14 protein-coding genes are annotated in these 16,828 nt (G+C 49.7%); 7 read left to right on the forward strand and 7 right to left on the reverse strand.

Features of this window, described 5'->3' with window-relative positions; translation table 11 throughout:
* Positions 1-9: 9 nt before the first annotated feature.
* Entirely contained in the window at positions 10-243 is a 234-nt protein-coding gene (locus J3P35_RS17850) for a hypothetical protein (protein WP_210466044.1), read from the reverse strand.
* Between the two features lie 216 nt (positions 244-459).
* Here J3P35_RS17850 and J3P35_RS17855 point away from each other — a divergent pair, with 216 nt between their 5' ends.
* Complete coding sequence (locus tag J3P35_RS17855) at positions 460-1,344, forward strand: hypothetical protein (RefSeq protein WP_210466045.1); 885 nt, start codon at positions 460-462, stop codon at positions 1,342-1,344.
* 82 nt (positions 1,345-1,426) lie between these two features.
* Here J3P35_RS17855 and J3P35_RS17860 read toward each other — a convergent pair whose 3' ends face one another.
* Positions 1,427-2,854: a CCA tRNA nucleotidyltransferase gene (locus tag J3P35_RS17860; protein ID WP_210466046.1), complete on the reverse strand. Its 1,428-nt coding sequence runs from the start codon at positions 2,852-2,854 to the stop codon at positions 1,427-1,429.
* Between the two features lie 509 nt (positions 2,855-3,363).
* A complete protein-coding gene (mce, locus tag J3P35_RS17865; RefSeq protein ID WP_210466048.1) occupies positions 3,364-3,765 on the reverse strand; it encodes a methylmalonyl-CoA epimerase in 402 nt (133 codons plus the stop codon).
* A gap of 119 nt (positions 3,766-3,884) precedes the next feature.
* Between mce and J3P35_RS17870 the strand changes: the two genes are divergently transcribed.
* The 4 genes from J3P35_RS17870 (at position 3,885) to J3P35_RS17885 (ending at position 6,410) form a co-directional block, all read left to right on the forward strand.
* Positions 3,885-5,099: an IscS subfamily cysteine desulfurase gene (locus J3P35_RS17870; protein WP_282597063.1), complete on the forward strand. Its 1,215-nt coding sequence runs from the start codon at positions 3,885-3,887 to the stop codon at positions 5,097-5,099.
* 126 nt (positions 5,100-5,225) lie between these two features.
* On the forward strand, positions 5,226-5,639 hold the full coding sequence (gene iscU, locus J3P35_RS17875) for a Fe-S cluster assembly scaffold IscU (RefSeq protein ID WP_210466049.1): 414 nt from the start codon (positions 5,226-5,228) through the stop codon (positions 5,637-5,639).
* 15 nt (positions 5,640-5,654) lie between these two features.
* The gene (locus J3P35_RS17880) at positions 5,655-6,062 is read left to right on the forward strand and encodes a hypothetical protein (RefSeq protein ID WP_210466051.1); all 408 of its coding nucleotides are present in this window, start codon (positions 5,655-5,657) and stop codon (positions 6,060-6,062) included.
* Positions 6,063-6,083: 21 nt separating this feature from the next.
* Complete coding sequence (locus J3P35_RS17885) at positions 6,084-6,410, forward strand: HesB/IscA family protein (RefSeq protein ID WP_123127280.1); 327 nt, start codon at positions 6,084-6,086, stop codon at positions 6,408-6,410.
* A gap of 841 nt (positions 6,411-7,251) precedes the next feature.
* Here J3P35_RS17885 and J3P35_RS17890 read toward each other — a convergent pair.
* The 3 genes from J3P35_RS17890 to J3P35_RS17900 all read right to left on the reverse strand — a co-directional run bounded on the left by J3P35_RS17890 (position 7,252) and on the right by J3P35_RS17900 (position 9,810).
* Positions 7,252-7,713 (reverse strand): YybH family protein, encoded by a 462-nt coding sequence (locus J3P35_RS17890; RefSeq protein ID WP_210466053.1) that lies wholly within the window; start codon positions 7,711-7,713, stop codon positions 7,252-7,254.
* A 132-nt stretch (positions 7,714-7,845) separates the two neighbouring features.
* Entirely contained in the window at positions 7,846-8,379 is a 534-nt protein-coding gene (locus J3P35_RS17895; RefSeq protein ID WP_210466054.1) for a YMGG-like glycine zipper-containing protein, read from the reverse strand.
* Between the two features lie 348 nt (positions 8,380-8,727).
* Positions 8,728-9,810, reverse strand: a complete 1,083-nt coding sequence (locus J3P35_RS17900) for an acyltransferase family protein (RefSeq protein WP_210466056.1) — start codon at positions 9,808-9,810, stop codon at positions 8,728-8,730.
* Between the two features lie 342 nt (positions 9,811-10,152).
* Between J3P35_RS17900 and J3P35_RS17905 the strand changes: the two genes are divergently transcribed.
* Positions 10,153-13,821 (forward strand): AAA family ATPase, encoded by a 3,669-nt coding sequence (locus J3P35_RS17905; RefSeq protein ID WP_210466058.1) that lies wholly within the window; start codon positions 10,153-10,155, stop codon positions 13,819-13,821.
* Positions 13,822-14,115: 294 nt separating this feature from the next.
* On the opposite strand, the gene J3P35_RS17910 is transcribed toward J3P35_RS17905, so the two are convergent.
* The gene (locus tag J3P35_RS17910) at positions 14,116-14,919 is read right to left on the reverse strand and encodes a thermonuclease family protein (protein ID WP_246850346.1); all 804 of its coding nucleotides are present in this window, start codon (positions 14,917-14,919) and stop codon (positions 14,116-14,118) included.
* A 345-nt stretch (positions 14,920-15,264) separates the two neighbouring features.
* On the opposite strand from J3P35_RS17910, the gene J3P35_RS17915 reads away from it, so the two are divergent.
* Positions 15,265-16,620, forward strand: a complete 1,356-nt coding sequence (locus tag J3P35_RS17915) for an ammonium transporter (RefSeq protein WP_210466060.1) — start codon at positions 15,265-15,267, stop codon at positions 16,618-16,620.
* Positions 16,621-16,828 lie beyond the last annotated feature (208 nt).

Here is a 16,828-nt window from a genome sequence, read left to right on the forward strand (position 1 = left end):
AAATGGGCCCTAAATGAATTTGTCACCAAAAGCTCTCTTTCTGGATTTCTTGAGAAGCTTTTGAATAAGGAGGACGCGCTTCTGGCAAAGTCCTCCTTCTTTTTTCCCCTTCATGAACTGAATACAAGTTGCTGAATTTCCCTTCCCCTGTTCAGCCCTCTTACTGATTTTCCCGGCAAGTCCTTTTGCCACCTGGCTTTCCCTTCCAAGTTTCTTTTCAAATGAAAACCAGGTTTCCGGCATGGCTGAAATGGAGATAGCTATGTTTCTGGCCTCTTTTTGCCAAAACACTTCCCAAACGCAGGCACCAACCCAAACCGCTCTTCAGAAGGACAACCTTTCATAGGTCACCTAAAGCTAAGGCACGCCCGCAAATCCGTTTTCACCCTAGATTTTCAAAACCGATCTAAAATCAGTTAAGCCTTTATTCTGTTCATTCAACCTGAAATCCTAAAAAATATGTTCTCGCTTCTTCCAAAATCAATCACGCTGGCCCTTTTGCTAAGTCCTTCTGTCTTGATGGCCCAAAACACTAATACAGACTGCGAAAGTAAACTGGTCTCCTATAAGGGCTGGAAAGAAACCTTGGCCACCCAATGGACTTTGTCCCTGCCAGGACCAACCGGCGGTAATCTACAATACTTAGGCGCGGTGCACTCCACTGATCCAGCGCATCCGCAGTTTGCGCAAATCAAACAGACCTGGCAGGCCCAGAAACCCACCCTGGTTTTCTTTGAGGGACCAAACCGGGGCACTGCCGCGTCTGAGGAGGAAACCATAAAGCAATTTGGAGAATCTGGCTACGTACGGTTCCTGGCCCAGGCCGAGGCAATCAAGACACAGTCGCTGGAGATGTCTCCGCAGGAAGAAGTGGACCAATTGATAAAATCGGGAAGGTTTGGAAAAGACCAGGTGAAACTGTTTTTCCTTCTGCGTGAGGCCAGCCGTCTGCGCGAACGTAAAGGATTCAACGAGGAACAGCTCAAAGCCGCCATGGCCCAGCTGCTACCCAAAGCCAACCAGATGATCAAAGGCTTTGACGAAGTAATCCCTGACGTGGCGTCTTTACAGGTAGCCTACCAGAAATACTGGACCTCGCCGGCCAACTGGTGGGAGGCACCCGCCAACTGGTTCGATCCCCTGGGAGACGGGCAGAAAACCGGCGGAAAATTCACCAACGAAATCAACCGCCTGAACAGCGAGAACCGCAACCGGCACATGTACCGGCTGCTCTCAGAAGCGGTACTCAGAGGTGAAAAGGTCATGGCCGTTGTAGGTAGAAACCACGTGCCTATGCAGGCTGAGGCTTTGAAATGCGCTTTAACTAAAAAAGCCAACCCCTAAAAAGAGGAATCCGTTTGGCGCCTGATTTTTAGAAAACAGGCGCCAAACGAATTCTTATAGTTGGAAAACTCCCTTACTAACTTCAGGAAGTCACCGGCTGCAATCCAAGTTTCTTACCTTGCGCCAGCAGGAACGGGAACGCCTCATCGTATTCGTTCCGAATCTCGCCTTCCAGAATGGCCTCGGTAATGGCGTTCTTCAGGATACCCACCTCTTTGGACGGGGAAATCCCGAAGGTCTGCATGATCAGATCACCGGTGATCACCGGTTGGAAGTTGCGCAGGCTGTCTTTCTCCTCCACTTCCTTCAGTTTCTGCTCCACCTTCTCAAAGTTCTGCAGGTAACGCTTCACCTTGTCATGGTTCTTGGAGGTGATATCGGCTTTGCAGAGTTGCATGAGCAGGTCAATGTCATCGCCGGCCTCAAAAAGCAACCTCCGTACGGCAGAATCCGTGACGGTTTCCTTCACCAGCGCGATGGGCCGCAGATGGAGCCGTACCAGTTTCTGCACCTGTTTCATGTGCTCGTTCAAAGGCAATTTGAGATCGGCGAAGATCTTGGGCACCTGACGGGCGCCGCGGTCTTCGTGGCCGTGGAAGGTCCAACCCACTTTCTCGTTGTAGCGCCTGGTCTCGGGCTTGGCGATGTCATGTAGAATGGCGGCCCAGCGGAGCCAAAGGTCATCAGAAACCTCGGCCACGTTGTCCAGCACCTGCAGCGTATGGTAGAAATTGTCTTTGTGCGAGTTCTTGTTGATGGTCTCCACGCCGTGCAGCTTCACCATTTTGGGGAAGATCAGATGCAGCAGTCCGGTCTGGAACAGCAGTTTGAATCCGTAAGACGGCTTTTTGGAGAGCACGATCTTGTTCAGCTCATCGGTGATGCGCTCCTGCGACACAATCTTAATCCGCTCCTTGTTCTCCCCGATGGCGTCAAACGTATCGGGGTCAATATCGAAATTCAGTTGCGAAGCAAACCGGATAGCGCGCATCATCCGCAGCGGGTCATCTGAGAAGGTAATGCCTGGCGCCAGCGGCGTTTTGATGTTCTTGCGGCGCAGGTCTTTCATGCCCCCGAACCGGTCAATCAGCTCGCCAAAGCTGCCCTCGTTCAGGCTGATGCCCATGGCGTTGATGGTAAAATCGCGGCGGTTCAGGTCATCTTCCAGGGTGCCCTGCTCCACCTCGGGTTTGCGCGAATGGCTCCGGTAAGATTCCTTGCGGGCCCCCACGAACTCCACCTCCCAACCATCATCGGTCTTGAGCATGGCCGTCCCGAAGTTCTTGAACACGGCCACCTTGGGTTTGTGGGCCAGTTTGCTAGCCACCAGCTGCGCCAGGTCAATCCCGCTGCCAATGCACACCACATCAATATCCTTGGAAGGACGCTTGAGCACCAGATCCCGCACAAAACCGCCGATGACGTAAGCCTCGGTGTTCAATTCACGGGCAGCCTGCGCCACAACGGCAAAAACCGGATGATCTGGAAGGGTGATGTCTGGGGTAGTCATGGGCAACGGGGTGGTTCAAATGGTATACGCAGGAATTTTCGCCTTTGGCAATGCGCCGCGTTAAGGGCTGCAAAGGTACGGGAATGGGTAGGGTTTGCCAAATGCAGGGCCTTTCCTCCAACCTATCACACAGAAGTTAGCCGCGAGAACCTAGTTTGGGCCTTATTTTGAAATTGTGGGGTTAAAACGAAGAAGTACTTCTGTATTGAAACGGAAGCAGGTGCAGACGCTGCGAGGTCGTTTGAATGTGCGAACTTGCCTACTAAACGGCCTGTCTTTCCCATTTACCTCTTCTACACTTGGTATCTTTCAGGATAGCGCCAGGGCAAAGACACAAAGAAAGGTAATGCATGAAAATGAATGGCTAATAACAGAATAGAAGGAGCCCTAAAAACTACCTTCCAGCCCGCTCAAAAGACCTCGTGGCGTCTGAAGGACCTGCAAGCGTCTGCGCCCGCTGCCGTTTATTAGCCATTTTTGCAAAAACAGCCTCAAAACGCTCAGAACAGCTATTTCCTTATCTCCTGGCACAATTCCACGAGCACGCCATTGGCTGATTTTGGGTGCACAAAACATACTAATTTATTGTCGGCGCCGCGTTTGGGAGCCTCGTTCAGGAGTTGGAAGCCCTGTTCCCGCAACCGTTCCATTTCTGCTTCAATGTCCTCTACTTCAAAGGCGATGTGGTGGATTCCCTCCCCTTTCTTCTCAATAAATTTGGCAATGGCACTATGTTCAGCGGTGGCTTCCAGAAGCTCAATCTTGGTGTTGCCCACGTGGAAAAACGAGGTGTTAACGGCTTCGCTTTCCACTTTTTCGGCCTTATAAGGCTCTGCGCCTAATAATTTGGCAAATAACTGATTCGCGTCTTGACAATTTTTTACGGCAATGCCGATGTGCTCTACATGCATACGGTTTATTTAAAGATATTCTAAGTGACGATTTTTATGTATTTTTGCGTGCAAATCAAACTAACTGGAGCTAAAATCTGTTTTTTTGATAAGCCAACCCAGGAAAACTATTGACGAAGATGCTGAAATTTCCGATTTATCTAGATAACAATGCCACCACGCCCATGGACCCGCGCGTGTTGGAGGCCATGTTGCCGTATTTCACCAACCAGTTCGGGAACGCAGCTTCCCGTAACCATGCCTTCGGATGGGCCGCCGAAGAAGCGGTAGATTATGCCCGTGAGCAAATCGCGGCCTTGATCAACTGTAACCCCAAAGAGCTTATCTTCACTTCAGGTGCTACGGAGTCAGACAACCTTGCCATCAAAGGTGTGTTTGAGATGTACGCCTCCAAAGGTAACCATATCATCACGGCCACCACTGAGCACAAAGCGGTGTTGGATACGTGTAAGCACATTGAGAAACTAGGCGGACAGGTTACCTATCTGCAAGTGAACTCAGAAGGCCTGATTAACTTAGAAGAACTGGAAGCCGCCATCACGGACAAGACCATTCTGATTGCCATCATGTATGGGAACAACGAGGTGGGCGTGGTACAACCAATTAGAGAAATTGGAAGAATCGCCAAGAAACACGGCGTTCTTTTCTTCTCAGATGCCACCCAGGCTGTAGGTAAAATTCCGGTAGACGTGGAAGCCGATGGTATTGACCTGATGGCTTTCTCCGGTCACAAAATGTACGGCCCTAAAGGCGTTGGTGCTTTGTACGTACGCCGCAAAAACCCACGGGTAAAAGTTACTGCCCAGATGGACGGTGGCGGACACGAGCGCGGCATGCGTTCCGGTACTTTGAACGTGCCTGGTATTGTAGGATTAGGCAAAGCCGCCGAGATCTGCCGCACCGACATGGCCTCTGACACTGCCCGTATCATCGCCATGCGTGACCGTCTGGAGACAGAATTGTTGCAAATGGAAGAGTCTTACCTGAACGGAAACAAAGAGAGCCGTCTGCCACACGTGAGCAACATCTCCTTCAAATATGTAGAAGGTGAAGGTCTGATGATGGGTGTGAAAGACATTGCTGTATCTTCTGGTTCAGCCTGTACCTCTGCTTCTTTGGAGCCATCTTACGTGTTGAAAGCTATGGGTATGAGCGATGACCTGGCGCATTCTTCCCTACGTTTCGGTTTGAGCCGTTTCACCACCGATGAGGAAGTGGATTACGCCATCAGCCACGTGAAAGAAGCCGTTACCAAACTTCGTGAACTAAGCCCACTGTGGGAAATGTTCAAAGAGGGTATCGACCTTGACTCTGTAGAGTGGGCAGAACACTAATATTCAATTAGGAATTGGGAATAAAGAATTAGGAGATGATCAGACATTGATCTAACATCGTATAACCTAGTTACTTACCCCCCAATTCTTAATTTCTAATTCTTAAATCGTAATTAAAAAAGAGCCATGGCTTATTCAGATAAAGTAATCGATCATTACAGCAACCCACGCAACGTAGGTACGCTGGACAAATCAAAAACAAACGTGGGTACCGGTTTAGTAGGTGCCCCTGAGTGCGGTGACGTAATGCGTCTGCAGATTGAAGTAGATGAAAACCAGGTGATCACCGATGCCAAGTTCAAAACCTTCGGCTGTGGTTCTGCCATCGCTTCTTCTTCTCTGGCCACCGAGTGGTTGAAAGGCAAAACCGTTGACGAGGCTCTGGCCATTGACAACATGGAGATTGTGGAAGAATTGGCTTTACCGCCGGTGAAAATCCACTGCTCTGTTCTAGCCGAGGACGCTATCAAGTCTGCCATCAATGACTACCGCGTGAAAAACGGTCTGGAGCCATTGGTAGAGGCTAAGTCGCACCACTAAGATTGCTGCGAGCGCATGGATGTATCCACCAATGTGCACGTAGAGAGCGCCCGGATTCAGAAGCAGATTGAGGAGCATTTAGGCATGGAGGGAAGTCAGCTGCTGTTTGACTTCCGCCCCATGGAAGACCGGATGCGCCTTGATCTGATCACGGTGAACCCGCGGCACCACCAATCGTTCCTGTTCCATACGGTGACGGGCTATGATAAGGTGGATGCGCTTCGGAAGATGCTGGACTATGTGCGGCAGTCGCGTGACCAACAAAGCTCTTACACCATCCAATGGGTGGCGCGGGGCGAGCGCGAGCTGAACACCTCCTACTTCCGGGCGACCAACATGTATGATGCGTTGGATAAACTATATTACGGCCGGGACATCAACACCATCACCGTTTTCAGTGTGGTTTTGAACCCAGTTTCTTAAAAATAAAGGAAGGACACGCGTATGATTACCGTTTCTGATAAAGCAAAAGAAAAAGTAGAGAAGCTGAAGCACGACTCTAACATAGATGACAGCTTCCGTTTAAGAGCTTCTGTGGCCGGTGGCGGATGCTCTGGCCTGTCCTACAAGCTGGACTTCGATGACGAGGTAAAGCCCATGGACCAGGAGTTTGAAGACAAAGGCGTGAAGGTAGTGGTAGACATGAAAAGCTTCCTTTACCTGGCCGGCACTGAGCTGGATTTCTCTGACGGGCTGAACGGCAAAGGCTTTTTCTTCAACAACCCTAACGCCAGCCGTACCTGCGGCTGCGGCGACAGCTTCTCTGTATAACCTGTTTCAGATTTGTATAAAGCAAAAAGGCACCGCTAGCGGTGCCTTTTTGCTTTTAGGCTATTTTTCAAAAAACAGGCCTAAAAAGATCAGCTTTCTTTTTACGTGTGTATTTTAGGTATATAAGTGTGTATAAGTTTGTGTAGTCTCAAGCTTTAATACTGTGTGCTGTGCGTAGCTGTGTGCTGTGCGTAGTCTCTGACTACGCTACTCTAAGATAGCCAATCTCCTGATTGGCGAAAGCTGGTATCAAATTCTGCATCCATCTCCCATACACATTCTTAATACACGATTAAAACTTCTGCCCTTTTCCAACACGCCAATCAGGAGATTGGCTGTCCGGTAGGTGCGTAGAGCGCTGAAGCTAACTCTATGCACAACCAAGTGTCCAACCTTTTTGATTTTCAATCCTGACTCATCAATTTTGAGTAAAGCACCCTTTCAAAAACCCACAATGCTTCAAGAGAGATTTCTGAAAGGAGAACCTCCTTACTACTCCCCTTATGTCATCCTGAAAGTATCTTGTGGGCATACGAGAACTTCTTTGATTCAAAGCTATGGCTTCTTCTCTGTTGTGCTATTGTTGTGCGTAGTCTCTGATTACGCCACTACCAGATAGCTAATCTCCTGATTAGCGAATCAGGAAGTCTGACCATCGAGAAGGATTTCCTGCCTGCTTTTTTTAAACCAACTCCAAAACACTAAGACTTACCTTAACGCCAATCGGGAGTAATCTGCCAGCTGAAAAGCTATAGTATCCTACTTACATCATTTAAAAAGCAAAAGCCTGGAGATAACTTCTCCAGGCTTTTTATGAAATTAACGCTAAATACTTTAATCCTTATCTGGCCACCTGCACGGGGTGGTCTTCTAATTGGGCGTAGTGAAGTTTCCAGACACCTTTGTCGTTCTTTTTCCAGAGCAGCAGGAAGTTACCCTCTCCTTCGCCTTTGGGTAGTTGACGGTCAGACGGAATCACATCTACAGTAAAGGTACCGCCTTCAAAGGCAATGTTTTCATCGGCGCCCGAGCTGATTGGGAAAGTTTTCAGGTTTTCAATGGTACCCATGGTCTCGCGCACCCACTTCTGAGACACTTCTGATTTACCGTTGTAATGCACCTCGCCTTGCACAAAGTGCACATCCTCAGCCAACAGGGTATCCAGTTGGGATGAGTTTCTGCTGTTCCAGGCTCCTATAAATTGTTGGTTCAGTTGCTGCACGTTTACCGGCTCTTTCTTCTCAGTTTTAGTACAGGAGAAAAGCAGGGCCGCAAACAAAAACATGACGATGGACGATTTCATACGTTCGGATTTTAGTGAATCAATAAACCACATACTCGCTTTGAATATTAGAGGTTTCAAATATTGTAGATTTGTAATGAAAAAGCCCAAGCACAGGGCTTGGGCTTTCCTATATTCAGGCATGTGCCCAGCTTACCAGCTTTTTCTTCTGTATTCAGAATCGGCGTACGGCTTAGAATAGTCACCGTAGTTCTCGTTTGGCAAGAAAGACAGGTTAGACATGCTCATGATCTGAGGCTGACCTGCAGTATAACCGGTGTAAGCCATGGCCGCTGGGGCTGCAACTGCAGCAGTTTTAGCGGCGGAAGAAGAAGATGATCTCTTGGCAGAACCAGCAGATCTGTTAGATGAGCTATAGGCGTAGGCTCTGTTAGCCGCTACGTTTCTGTTGAATTCAGCTTCGCGCTCAGCAGCCGCTCTTTTCTGTTTGTTGTCAATGATTTTACCAACGCCGTATCCGGCGGCACCACCAACTACACCACCAACTACACCACCTACTACCCGGTTACGCTTGTTGATGATGGCACCTGCCGCAGCACCAGTACCAGCTCCAATCACCGCACCTTTGGCTTGGGGGCTCCATTTTTTTCTTTCTTGCGCCTGGGCATTATTGAAAGCAACAGTCACTAAGAACAGTAAGGCGAATATCAAACTTAGCTTTTTCATGTTAGTATTTTTTAGAGTCTGTAAAAGTTTATCTCTTATGTTTCCTACCTTTTCAACTACCGTGCCAAAAATGAAACCCAATTTAAAATCATCTTTTAGATTAATTTTTACTGAAAATTAGTTTTCATCACCTTACGGCTGGCACACAGCGGCTCATCAGGTGCTAAAACGGATTTTGCAATATTTAGATACAGTGATATTTGCCACTCACTTTGCAATACTTGAAAATTCTGCATCAACAGCACCAAGTCCAGCCTAGAAGACTAATATCTCATAGAAAACCAAAGGCCAGCAATCTTTTGATAGCTGGCCTTTGGTTTTCTATGACTACCATTGCAGGAAACTATCTCACATAATCAGTTCAGAATTACTTTGCTGAACCTGAATCTTCCCAACTGCTTCTCTTTTTGTGAAAATAAATTTACTATGAAGCTTTTTTAGCAATGGCCTTACAATAAAGTAACTCAAAAGATACGCAACCACTAAGACACACCCAGCCATTAAATTTATCTGCCAAAACATAGGCAGCATCTTCAGTTTGGGTTGGATAAATAACCTTCCTATCTCATTATGGATCAAATACAGGCAATAAGATATTTGGGCGAGGAATAAGGAGCCTTTGTTAATAAAGAACGGCAGGTAGGAGTTGATCGCTAAATAAAAGACTAGGAAGTAAAGTAATGTCATGGCAACATTTTCAGCAGGACTTAGCAGGTTTACAACCCCATGAATGTAGTTGGAATTACTAATTGCCAAAATAGAAGTCAAAAGACAAAGCCCTATTAAGGTCCATCTCCCTACAGATGACTTTTCATACTTTATCTTATTAAAAATTATTCCAGCGTAAAAAGAAGGCCAAACGATCAAAAGTGGAAAACCATTTAAGATTGCTATATGGGTAGGCTTAAATGAGCCTAAAGGAATGATACTTGTTATAAATAAATACCCTAAAAAGAGAGCTCCGCCCAACTCTACATATTGTTCTCCTCTCGTCCATAAGATTACAGCCAGCAATGCGTAAAAGAGAACTTCAACCAGGAGAGTCCAATAGACACCGTCCAGAAAGGGTATGTCTTGAAAGTAGTTAAGAAAAGCAAGGTTGTAAAAGTATTGTGTAACCAAAGCTCCTACCGGAACTCCATGCTTGAGGTTATATAAAAACATACACCCAAAAGTCAGGGAAGCACAAATCCAAAACATGGGAATCAACCTTAAAAATCTTTTCAGGCAGTATTCAACTACGCTTGGGTTACTTCTGAGTAGATTGTATCCCACAAAACCACTGATGATAAAGAACAGATCTGTTCCTCCGGCAAATAGCCGGAAAAAAGGAAACAAAAATGTTCCTCCTGAGAAGTGAAAGAAGACGACTATAAATGCGGTGATCCCTCTTATACAATCTAACTCTACAATTCTTTTAGAAGGAACCATGCAAATAGTAAAATTCTGACTTCATGAAATCTATCGTTTTAGAATTTAATTTAAAAAATTTACCCTAAAACAATATTTACAAAGATAACAGCAGAAACCATATGCTTAATAATCCAAAGACAAAATAGAACTATTTACAACATTTTAAGTCAGGTGTTTGAATATTTTAAGACACACAATTTGATAAGTGCCTGATTTAAAAACTATTGATTGGACCTTCAAGGACTTCACCTATTACATTCGCACCTGCAGAAAGTCATCCATATTTTTAAGGCCTTTACATTATACTCTCCTCTTCCCTAAAACCTGTTATCTTTACTAACTCGCTTAGTTTCCAATCCCGTGAAGATAACTTCTGTTCGTTTCCTAAACCTGAACTCGCTGCAGGGCGAGCACCTTATTCGGTTCAATGAGGCGCCTTTGAGTGAATCTGGGCTCTTTGCCATTACCGGACCTACCGGCGCGGGCAAGACCACCATCCTGGATGCCATCACGGTGGCACTCTACGGGCAGGTGCCGCGCCACGGCCGCGATGTCTCTGAGATCATGACCCGCCACACGGGTGAGTGCTGGTCTGAGGTGGAGTTTGAAGCCCAGGAGAAAACCTACCGCGCGCGTTGGAACCTTCGGCGGAGTCGGGGCAAAGCCGATGGCAAGCTGCAAAGCCCGGTAATGGAGCTGATTGATGCCTCTACCCAGGAAATACTGGAGTCACGGCTCTCGGAGACGCGGCAGCGCATCATTGATTTGTGCGGACTGGATTTCCAGCAGTTCTTGCGCTCTGTCATGCTCTCCCAGGGCGATTTCACCCGTTTCCTGAAAGCCAGCGAAAGCGAGCGCAGTGAACTCCTGGAGAAACTCACCGATACGCGCATCTACTCCCAGATTTCCATGGCGGCCTATGAGAAGGCCAAAGTAGAGAGACAGAAACTGCAGGACCTGGAGCGATTGCTGCAGCTAGACCAACTTCTCCCCGAGGAGACCCGTGCTGTATTGGCGCAGGAGGCTACCGAATTGAAAGCCGCAGTTCGGCTGGCGAACCAGCAGGTGCAGCAGCACCAAAGCCAGCAAATCTGGTTAAATAACCTACAAAAGCTTTTCCAAAAGGAAACAGACCTCCATCACCAATTAACCCAGGTCCAGACCCAGCAACAGGAATGGGCACCCAATCTGGAGAAGTTGCAGCGCCACGACCAGGTTCAACCGTTCCAATCCGATTTGGTTCGTCTCTCAGAGATTCAGAACCAGGGACAGGCTTATGTTAACGCCATCGGGCTTTTGCAGCAGCAGATTCCGGCCCAAAAACAGCTGGTCTCCACCAACGCAGAGGCGGCCAGTACTGCCCGCGTACAACACGAGCAGGCCCTGCAAACCTTGACGGAGGCGGAGCCCCGGCTAGACCAGGTCCTGCAGCAAGACACGCATTTAGCGGCGCAACAAGCCCAATACACCAGAGACGAAGCGGCGGCAACCCATCTGCAGGCCCAGGTAAACGAGCTCTCCACTAAGGCTGACCAGCTGCAGGCAGAATTCAAAAGAATCTCGGAACTGGGGGTCTCTATTAAAAAGTGGCTGGGCGAGCACGTGCAGGACGAAGAACTGTCCCAGACCCTCCACGAAGGAAAATCGGAGTACAGAAGCCTGGAGGAGGTACAGAAACAGCAAACCAAACTCCGGAAAGAGCAGGCAGATTTCCGGATGATTTTCGAGAAAGAGACCCAAAACGCCGCCTCCTGGAAAAGCCAGTTGGAGATCACGGAACGCCACCTGAAAGAGCAGCAAACCACCCTGGCCCAACTACAGGAACAGGCCAAAGCCGCCTTAAAGGGTCAGCAGCACGAGGCTTTGGAACAACTCTGCCACCGACTGCCGCAAGTTTGCAGCCAATTGGAAAAGCAGCTGGATCTGAGCAAAAACTATTTGCAACTGGAAGCCCGCCGGCAGGAGCTGCAAAACTCACTTTCCAAGACCACCCAAGACCTGCACCAACATCGCACCTCATTTACCCAAACCAAGACCGAGCGCGAACAGGCCCAGGACAAGCTCAAAGACCTGCAGCAGATTGTGGATTTGCAGCGCCAGATCCAGAAGTACGAGGATGCCCGTGCCCAACTGCAGCCTGAGCAACCTTGCCCGCTGTGCGGCTCTACGCATCACCCTTTTGTAGAGGAGCATCAGCCACAGGCTTTGTCGGAAGCTGAGCAGAACCTGCAGGGGCAGCAACAACGAGTACAGAAATTGGATGGGCAGGAGCGGGAACTGGCCGCCGCGGTGCACAAACTGGAGCTGGCCAGGCAGCATACCCAAGAGCAGGTCCAGGAATTGGCGGCGCAGGCACAGCATTTGAATAACCAATTTGCGCAACTCAACACTGCCCTGGAGCTCACGCATGAGATCTCCGGCGCCCAGGCCATTGACCAGTACTGGAACGCCCGCAAAACCGAATTGCAGCACGCCACCGCCACGCTAGAGGAACTCCGCGCGCTGCGTACCCGCACCGAGGCCGCGCACCACACTGAGCAAAAGCTGCTCACGGAGCAGCAGCGTTTCCGGTATGAATTGGAGAAAACGGCTGAAAAACGCGCCCAGGCAGAAACCCAGATCAACCGCCTGCAGGAAGAACTAGAGGATCTGGCCGAGCAGGAGAAAGTCGTCTCCCAAACTCTTCAGTCTTTCTTCGGGACGTACGGCCTCTCCTACTTCGGAGACAACGGGGCTGACCTCTTGGCCCAGCTGGAAAAACGCAAGAACGAGTATGAGCAGAAGAACGCGCAAATGCCGGAGTTGCGGGAGAAATACGTCCAGGCGAAGGGCGAGGCAGAAAGCTGCCAACGGTCTCTGGACGAAAAGCAGCATGAACTGGCCCAGCGTCAGGAACACCTGCAGAAAAGCCTGACCCATCTGCAGGATCTCCGCGCCCAACGCTACAGGCTTTTACCAGAAGGGCTTCAGCCGCAAGCGGAAAAACAACGGCTGCAACAGGCTTTGCAGCAAGCTTCCCAAGCCCTGCAACTCGCTGATGCCACGCTGCAAAGGGAACAGGAGCAGTTGAATTTGCTCACCCACAGGCTTTCCGAAAGGCAGCAGGAGCAGGAAGCAAACAAACAAACGCAGACTGACCTGGAAGCCGCGCTCCTAAAGAAGATCCAGCCCTTGGGCTTCAGTACCCTGGCCGAATTGCAGGCTCTGCTTTTGCCAGAGAATGAAGTCAGTAGGTTGCGGGAGGAACAAAACCAATTGCAGAAAACCCTCCACTCCCTGGAGAACAGCCTCCGCCAGACCCGCGCCGAATACCAAGCCGAAAAAGAGCGCCATCTCACAGAGCTGACACTGGAGGAGCTACAACCCCTCATCAATGCGCTGGAGGAAGAGAAAAACCAGCACCTGGCGCAGATTGCCCGCCTGGAAATGCAACTGCAGCAAGACACTTACCTGCGCGAGCGGCACCGCCAACTCACCCAACAACTGGACGTGCAGAAAGGCGAAGCCGAACGCTGGGACAGCCTTTCCCGCCTCATCGGCTCCGCCGATGGCAAGAAGTTCAGCAAGTATGCGCAGAGCTTGACCCTGGCGCGTTTGGTGGAATTGGGCAACCGTCACCTGCACCGCCTCAACGACCGTTACCGGATTCTCAAGAGCAACGACAATGAACTGGAGCTTCAGATTCTGGATACCTACCAGGGAGATGCGGTCCGCTCGGTGAACTCCCTCTCCGGGGGAGAAAGCTTCCTGGTGAGCTTGGCCCTGGCTTTGGGTCTGTCTGACCTGGCCAGCCACAAAGCCCAGATTCACTCCTTATTTATAGACGAAGGTTTTGGTACCCTAGACGCCGACACGCTGGACATCGCCATGGATGCACTGGAAAGCCTGCAGGCCAGCGGCAAAATGATCGGGATCATCTCGCACGTAGAAGCGCTGAAAGAACGCATCAGTACCCAGATTGTGGTGGAGAAACAAGCCGGCGGCCATAGCAAAATCAGCGTGGTGAGCACCGTGGGCATGACTTTGTAAAGGTTCTTGCCAGACAGTCCCTGATTAAAAGTCAGAAGAGAAAAGCGTTTAGCGCCTGTTTTTCTAAAATAGGCGCTAAACGCTTTTCTCTTCTGTTGGGAAGCTATTGGCACAGACGCTCGCAGGACCTCCGGACGCTGCGAGGTCTTTTGACCAACCGTTATTGCGTTGGCTGGCAGAAACTCTCCTCCTATTTTAGGAAGGGTGCCCGAAGGGCGGGGTGGTGAAAGGCAGCATTACCTTTTATCCGGTTTCACGCTACTTTTTCAAAATCAGCTTTAAACTGACCTCTCCTTAATCTGCGCAGGTTTTGCAGGGGGTGCGTTTCTCCTTTTGGGCCTGGCCTAAGGTGATGGTGGCCACGGTGCTTTTGCATTGCTCCAGGCGGCTGCAGTTAGGGTCAGTGTGGAAGATCTTGGAGCCTTTGCTTTGGCAGATGTACACTTTGCCGCCTTTCGTGATGGCGGAAGCTTTGGGGGAGGTAGTTTTCTGGGTTGCGGTGCCTTCCTCCTCAGTTTCTGTGTTCCCAGAGGTGGCAGATTTGCCGCGGCGGCTTTGGCGGTACTCCCAGGGGGCCTGGGGCGAAGGGCCAGCCCAAAGGCCACGCTTCTCGGCCCGGGCCTCAGTTTCCAAACGGGCCAATTCCTGATCTTTGGAGTAAGCGGTGTAATGCCAGGCGAAACCGTTTCTCACCAGTTCCTGGTTCAGGCTCAGGCCATCGGGCAGAATAATGGTGCCTACGGTACGGCCGTAGCGGTCTACGTTCTCCACCTCCAGCTGCACAAACTTCCCGAAAACCAGGTCTGAGGTAAACTGCCGGGCGCGGGTGCCGAAATCCTGCTTCTTTTCGGGGCAATCTACGCCCTGCAGGCGAACCGTCAGTGATTTTCCGTCTTTGAGCAACTCCACCGTGTCGCCGTCTTTAATGCCTATTACTTTGTACCCGTTCTCAGAAGCCTGTTCCGCTGCCTGGGCTTGCTTGTTTTCCTGACTGTAATCCTTGCTTTGCTGGCAGCCCAGCATGATACCCAGGCAAAGGAGCCAGAAAGTGAATTTTGAGAAGGCAATGGTTGTGCGCATAGAAGGTGATTGGTTCATGGTTCAGGTACTCATACGTGGAAAGCTAACGCTTGACATCATGTCTACCAGGAGAAATCTTCCCTGGCTAAAAGTTAAAGTTTACCTAAGGCATCAAAATCTTTCCACAATTTAATGTTACCTGAAAATTAAGGATTTCTGAAATGATTTGACGCTCTGATGTGAAAGTATCAGGCACGGCTAAAGTGAGGTAGGGCATTTTAAGGAAATAGCAAAAGAAACGATTAAAATTCGTTAACCTAAGAAACCATTCCTTAACCAATTCACAATCAAACAGTTTTATCGTTGAAATTTTTTCACAATATTAGACTGCCAAACTTTTACAAACATCATTTCAGGTTACTTATGATCACTTCTACTGCTACGGCCACCAAGCCCGCCAAAGCGCTCCCGGTCACTAAGCTTTCCAAAATCCCTTTCATCTTTTTGATGATTGTGGTAGGACTGACCTTCTTTTTCCCTTCCATCCCCAAGGTAGCGGCGCCCGCAAATCTAAACCAAGCCGACATTGCTTGGATGCTCACCGCCACGGCTTTTGTGCTGCTCATGACCCCAGGACTGGCCTTTTTCTACGGGGGTATGGTGAACCGCAAGAACGTGATTTCCACCATGCTGCAGAGTTTTATCTGCATGGCCATGATTGCGGTGATCTGGGTCGTTTTTGGGTTCAGCCTGGCTTTTGGGGAATCCATAGGAGGCTTTATCGGAAACCCGGCCACGTTCTTCATGATGCGAAACGTGCTGGATGGCGCTCCTTGGGAGTTGGCGCCTACTATCCCGCTGGCGCTTTTTGCCATGTTCCAACTGAAATTCGCCATTATCACACCGGCATTGATCACAGGCGCTTTCGCTGAGCGGATACGGTTTACGTCTTACACCGTTTTCATCCTCCTTTTCTTTGTATTTATCTATGCACCTTTGGCCCACGCCACCTGGCACCCCCAAGGTGTCCTGTTCAAACTAGGTGTTTTGGACTTTGCAGGCGGCACGGTGGTGCATATGTCAGCGGGTTGGGCGGCTTTGGCCTCAGCGCTGTTCCTGAAAAGAAGACACGAACCCACGCACTCGCCGGCCATGATCACGTTTGTGCTGCTGGGCACCGGTTTGCTGTGGTTTGGCTGGTTCGGGTTCAATGCCGGTTCAGCTATGGGCGCCAATTCCCTGGCCACCACAGCCCTGGCTACTACCATGACCGCCTCGGCCGCCGCCGCCCTGGCCTGGATTTTCTTTGACGGCGTGAAAGGCCGCAAACCCTCGGCCATGGGTACCTGTATAGGCGCCGTAGTAGGCTTGGTTGCCATTACCCCGGCCGCCGGGTTCGTGACGCTACCGCATTCTATCGCTATTGGGGTCATCTCTGCGGTGATCAGTAATCTTCTGGTGGATTTCCGGACCCGCACCAGCGTGGACGATACCCTCGATGTATTTCCTTGCCATGGCGTGGGAGGAATGGTAGGCATGCTGCTGACCGGCGTTTTCGCCAGCAAAGGCGTGAATCCCGCTATTCCGGACCAAGGACTGCTCTTCGGGGAAACCAAACTGTTTCTGGCCCAGTTCGGGGCGCTGGTTGGCGTGTCTATCTTTGCCTTTGGCGGTTCATGGGTTCTATTGAAAGTGACCAACCTGATTTCCCCGCTACGGGTTTCCGGCGAAGAGGAACAACTGGGCCTTGACCTTTCACAGCACGACGAGAAGATGTAAATCCGTTTTAAACCAGATATCATAAAAGAAACGAGCCGGGAATAGCCTTTCAGAGGTTATTCCCGGCTCGTTTCTTTTATGGCTAATTAAAGTAATAGGCCCTGGTTCTCGGCTATCAATCTGCATTTTGGAGTTCTTTCTATGGTAAGCTAGTATCCGTTGAATGTTCTGCACCAAGAGCCCTCCTCCTATCTTTAATCCTATTACA

Origin of the sequence: Rufibacter roseolus (genome assembly GCF_017916365.1) — a bacterium.
Lineage (GTDB): Bacteria > Bacteroidota > Bacteroidia > Cytophagales > Hymenobacteraceae > Nibribacter > Nibribacter roseolus.

What these genes read in the sequence shown, in the direction of transcription:
- J3P35_RS17850 (WP_210466044.1), bottom strand. Translation starts at nt 243, where the DNA reads ATGCCGGAAACCTGGTTTTCATTTGAAAAGAAACTTGGAAGGGAAAGC.
- J3P35_RS17870 (WP_282597063.1), top strand. Translation starts at nt 3,885, where the DNA reads ATGCTGAAATTTCCGATTTATCTAGATAACAATGCCACCACGCCCATG.
- J3P35_RS17895 (WP_210466054.1), bottom strand. Translation starts at nt 8,379, where the DNA reads ATGAAAAAGCTAAGTTTGATATTCGCCTTACTGTTCTTAGTGACTGTT.
- J3P35_RS17880 (WP_210466051.1), top strand. Translation starts at nt 5,655, where the DNA reads ATGGATGTATCCACCAATGTGCACGTAGAGAGCGCCCGGATTCAGAAG.
- J3P35_RS17860 (WP_210466046.1), bottom strand. Translation starts at nt 2,854, where the DNA reads ATGACTACCCCAGACATCACCCTTCCAGATCATCCGGTTTTTGCCGTT.
- J3P35_RS17900 (WP_210466056.1), bottom strand. Translation starts at nt 9,810, where the DNA reads ATGGTTCCTTCTAAAAGAATTGTAGAGTTAGATTGTATAAGAGGGATC.
- J3P35_RS17915 (WP_210466060.1), top strand. Translation starts at nt 15,265, where the DNA reads ATGATCACTTCTACTGCTACGGCCACCAAGCCCGCCAAAGCGCTCCCG.
- mce (WP_210466048.1), bottom strand. Translation starts at nt 3,765, where the DNA reads ATGCATGTAGAGCACATCGGCATTGCCGTAAAAAATTGTCAAGACGCG.
- J3P35_RS17855 (WP_210466045.1), top strand. Translation starts at nt 460, where the DNA reads ATGTTCTCGCTTCTTCCAAAATCAATCACGCTGGCCCTTTTGCTAAGT.
- J3P35_RS17885 (WP_123127280.1), top strand. Translation starts at nt 6,084, where the DNA reads ATGATTACCGTTTCTGATAAAGCAAAAGAAAAAGTAGAGAAGCTGAAG.
- J3P35_RS17910 (WP_246850346.1), bottom strand. Translation starts at nt 14,919, where the DNA reads ATGAACCAATCACCTTCTATGCGCACAACCATTGCCTTCTCAAAATTC.
- J3P35_RS17890 (WP_210466053.1), bottom strand. Translation starts at nt 7,713, where the DNA reads ATGAAATCGTCCATCGTCATGTTTTTGTTTGCGGCCCTGCTTTTCTCC.
- iscU (WP_210466049.1), top strand. Translation starts at nt 5,226, where the DNA reads ATGGCTTATTCAGATAAAGTAATCGATCATTACAGCAACCCACGCAAC.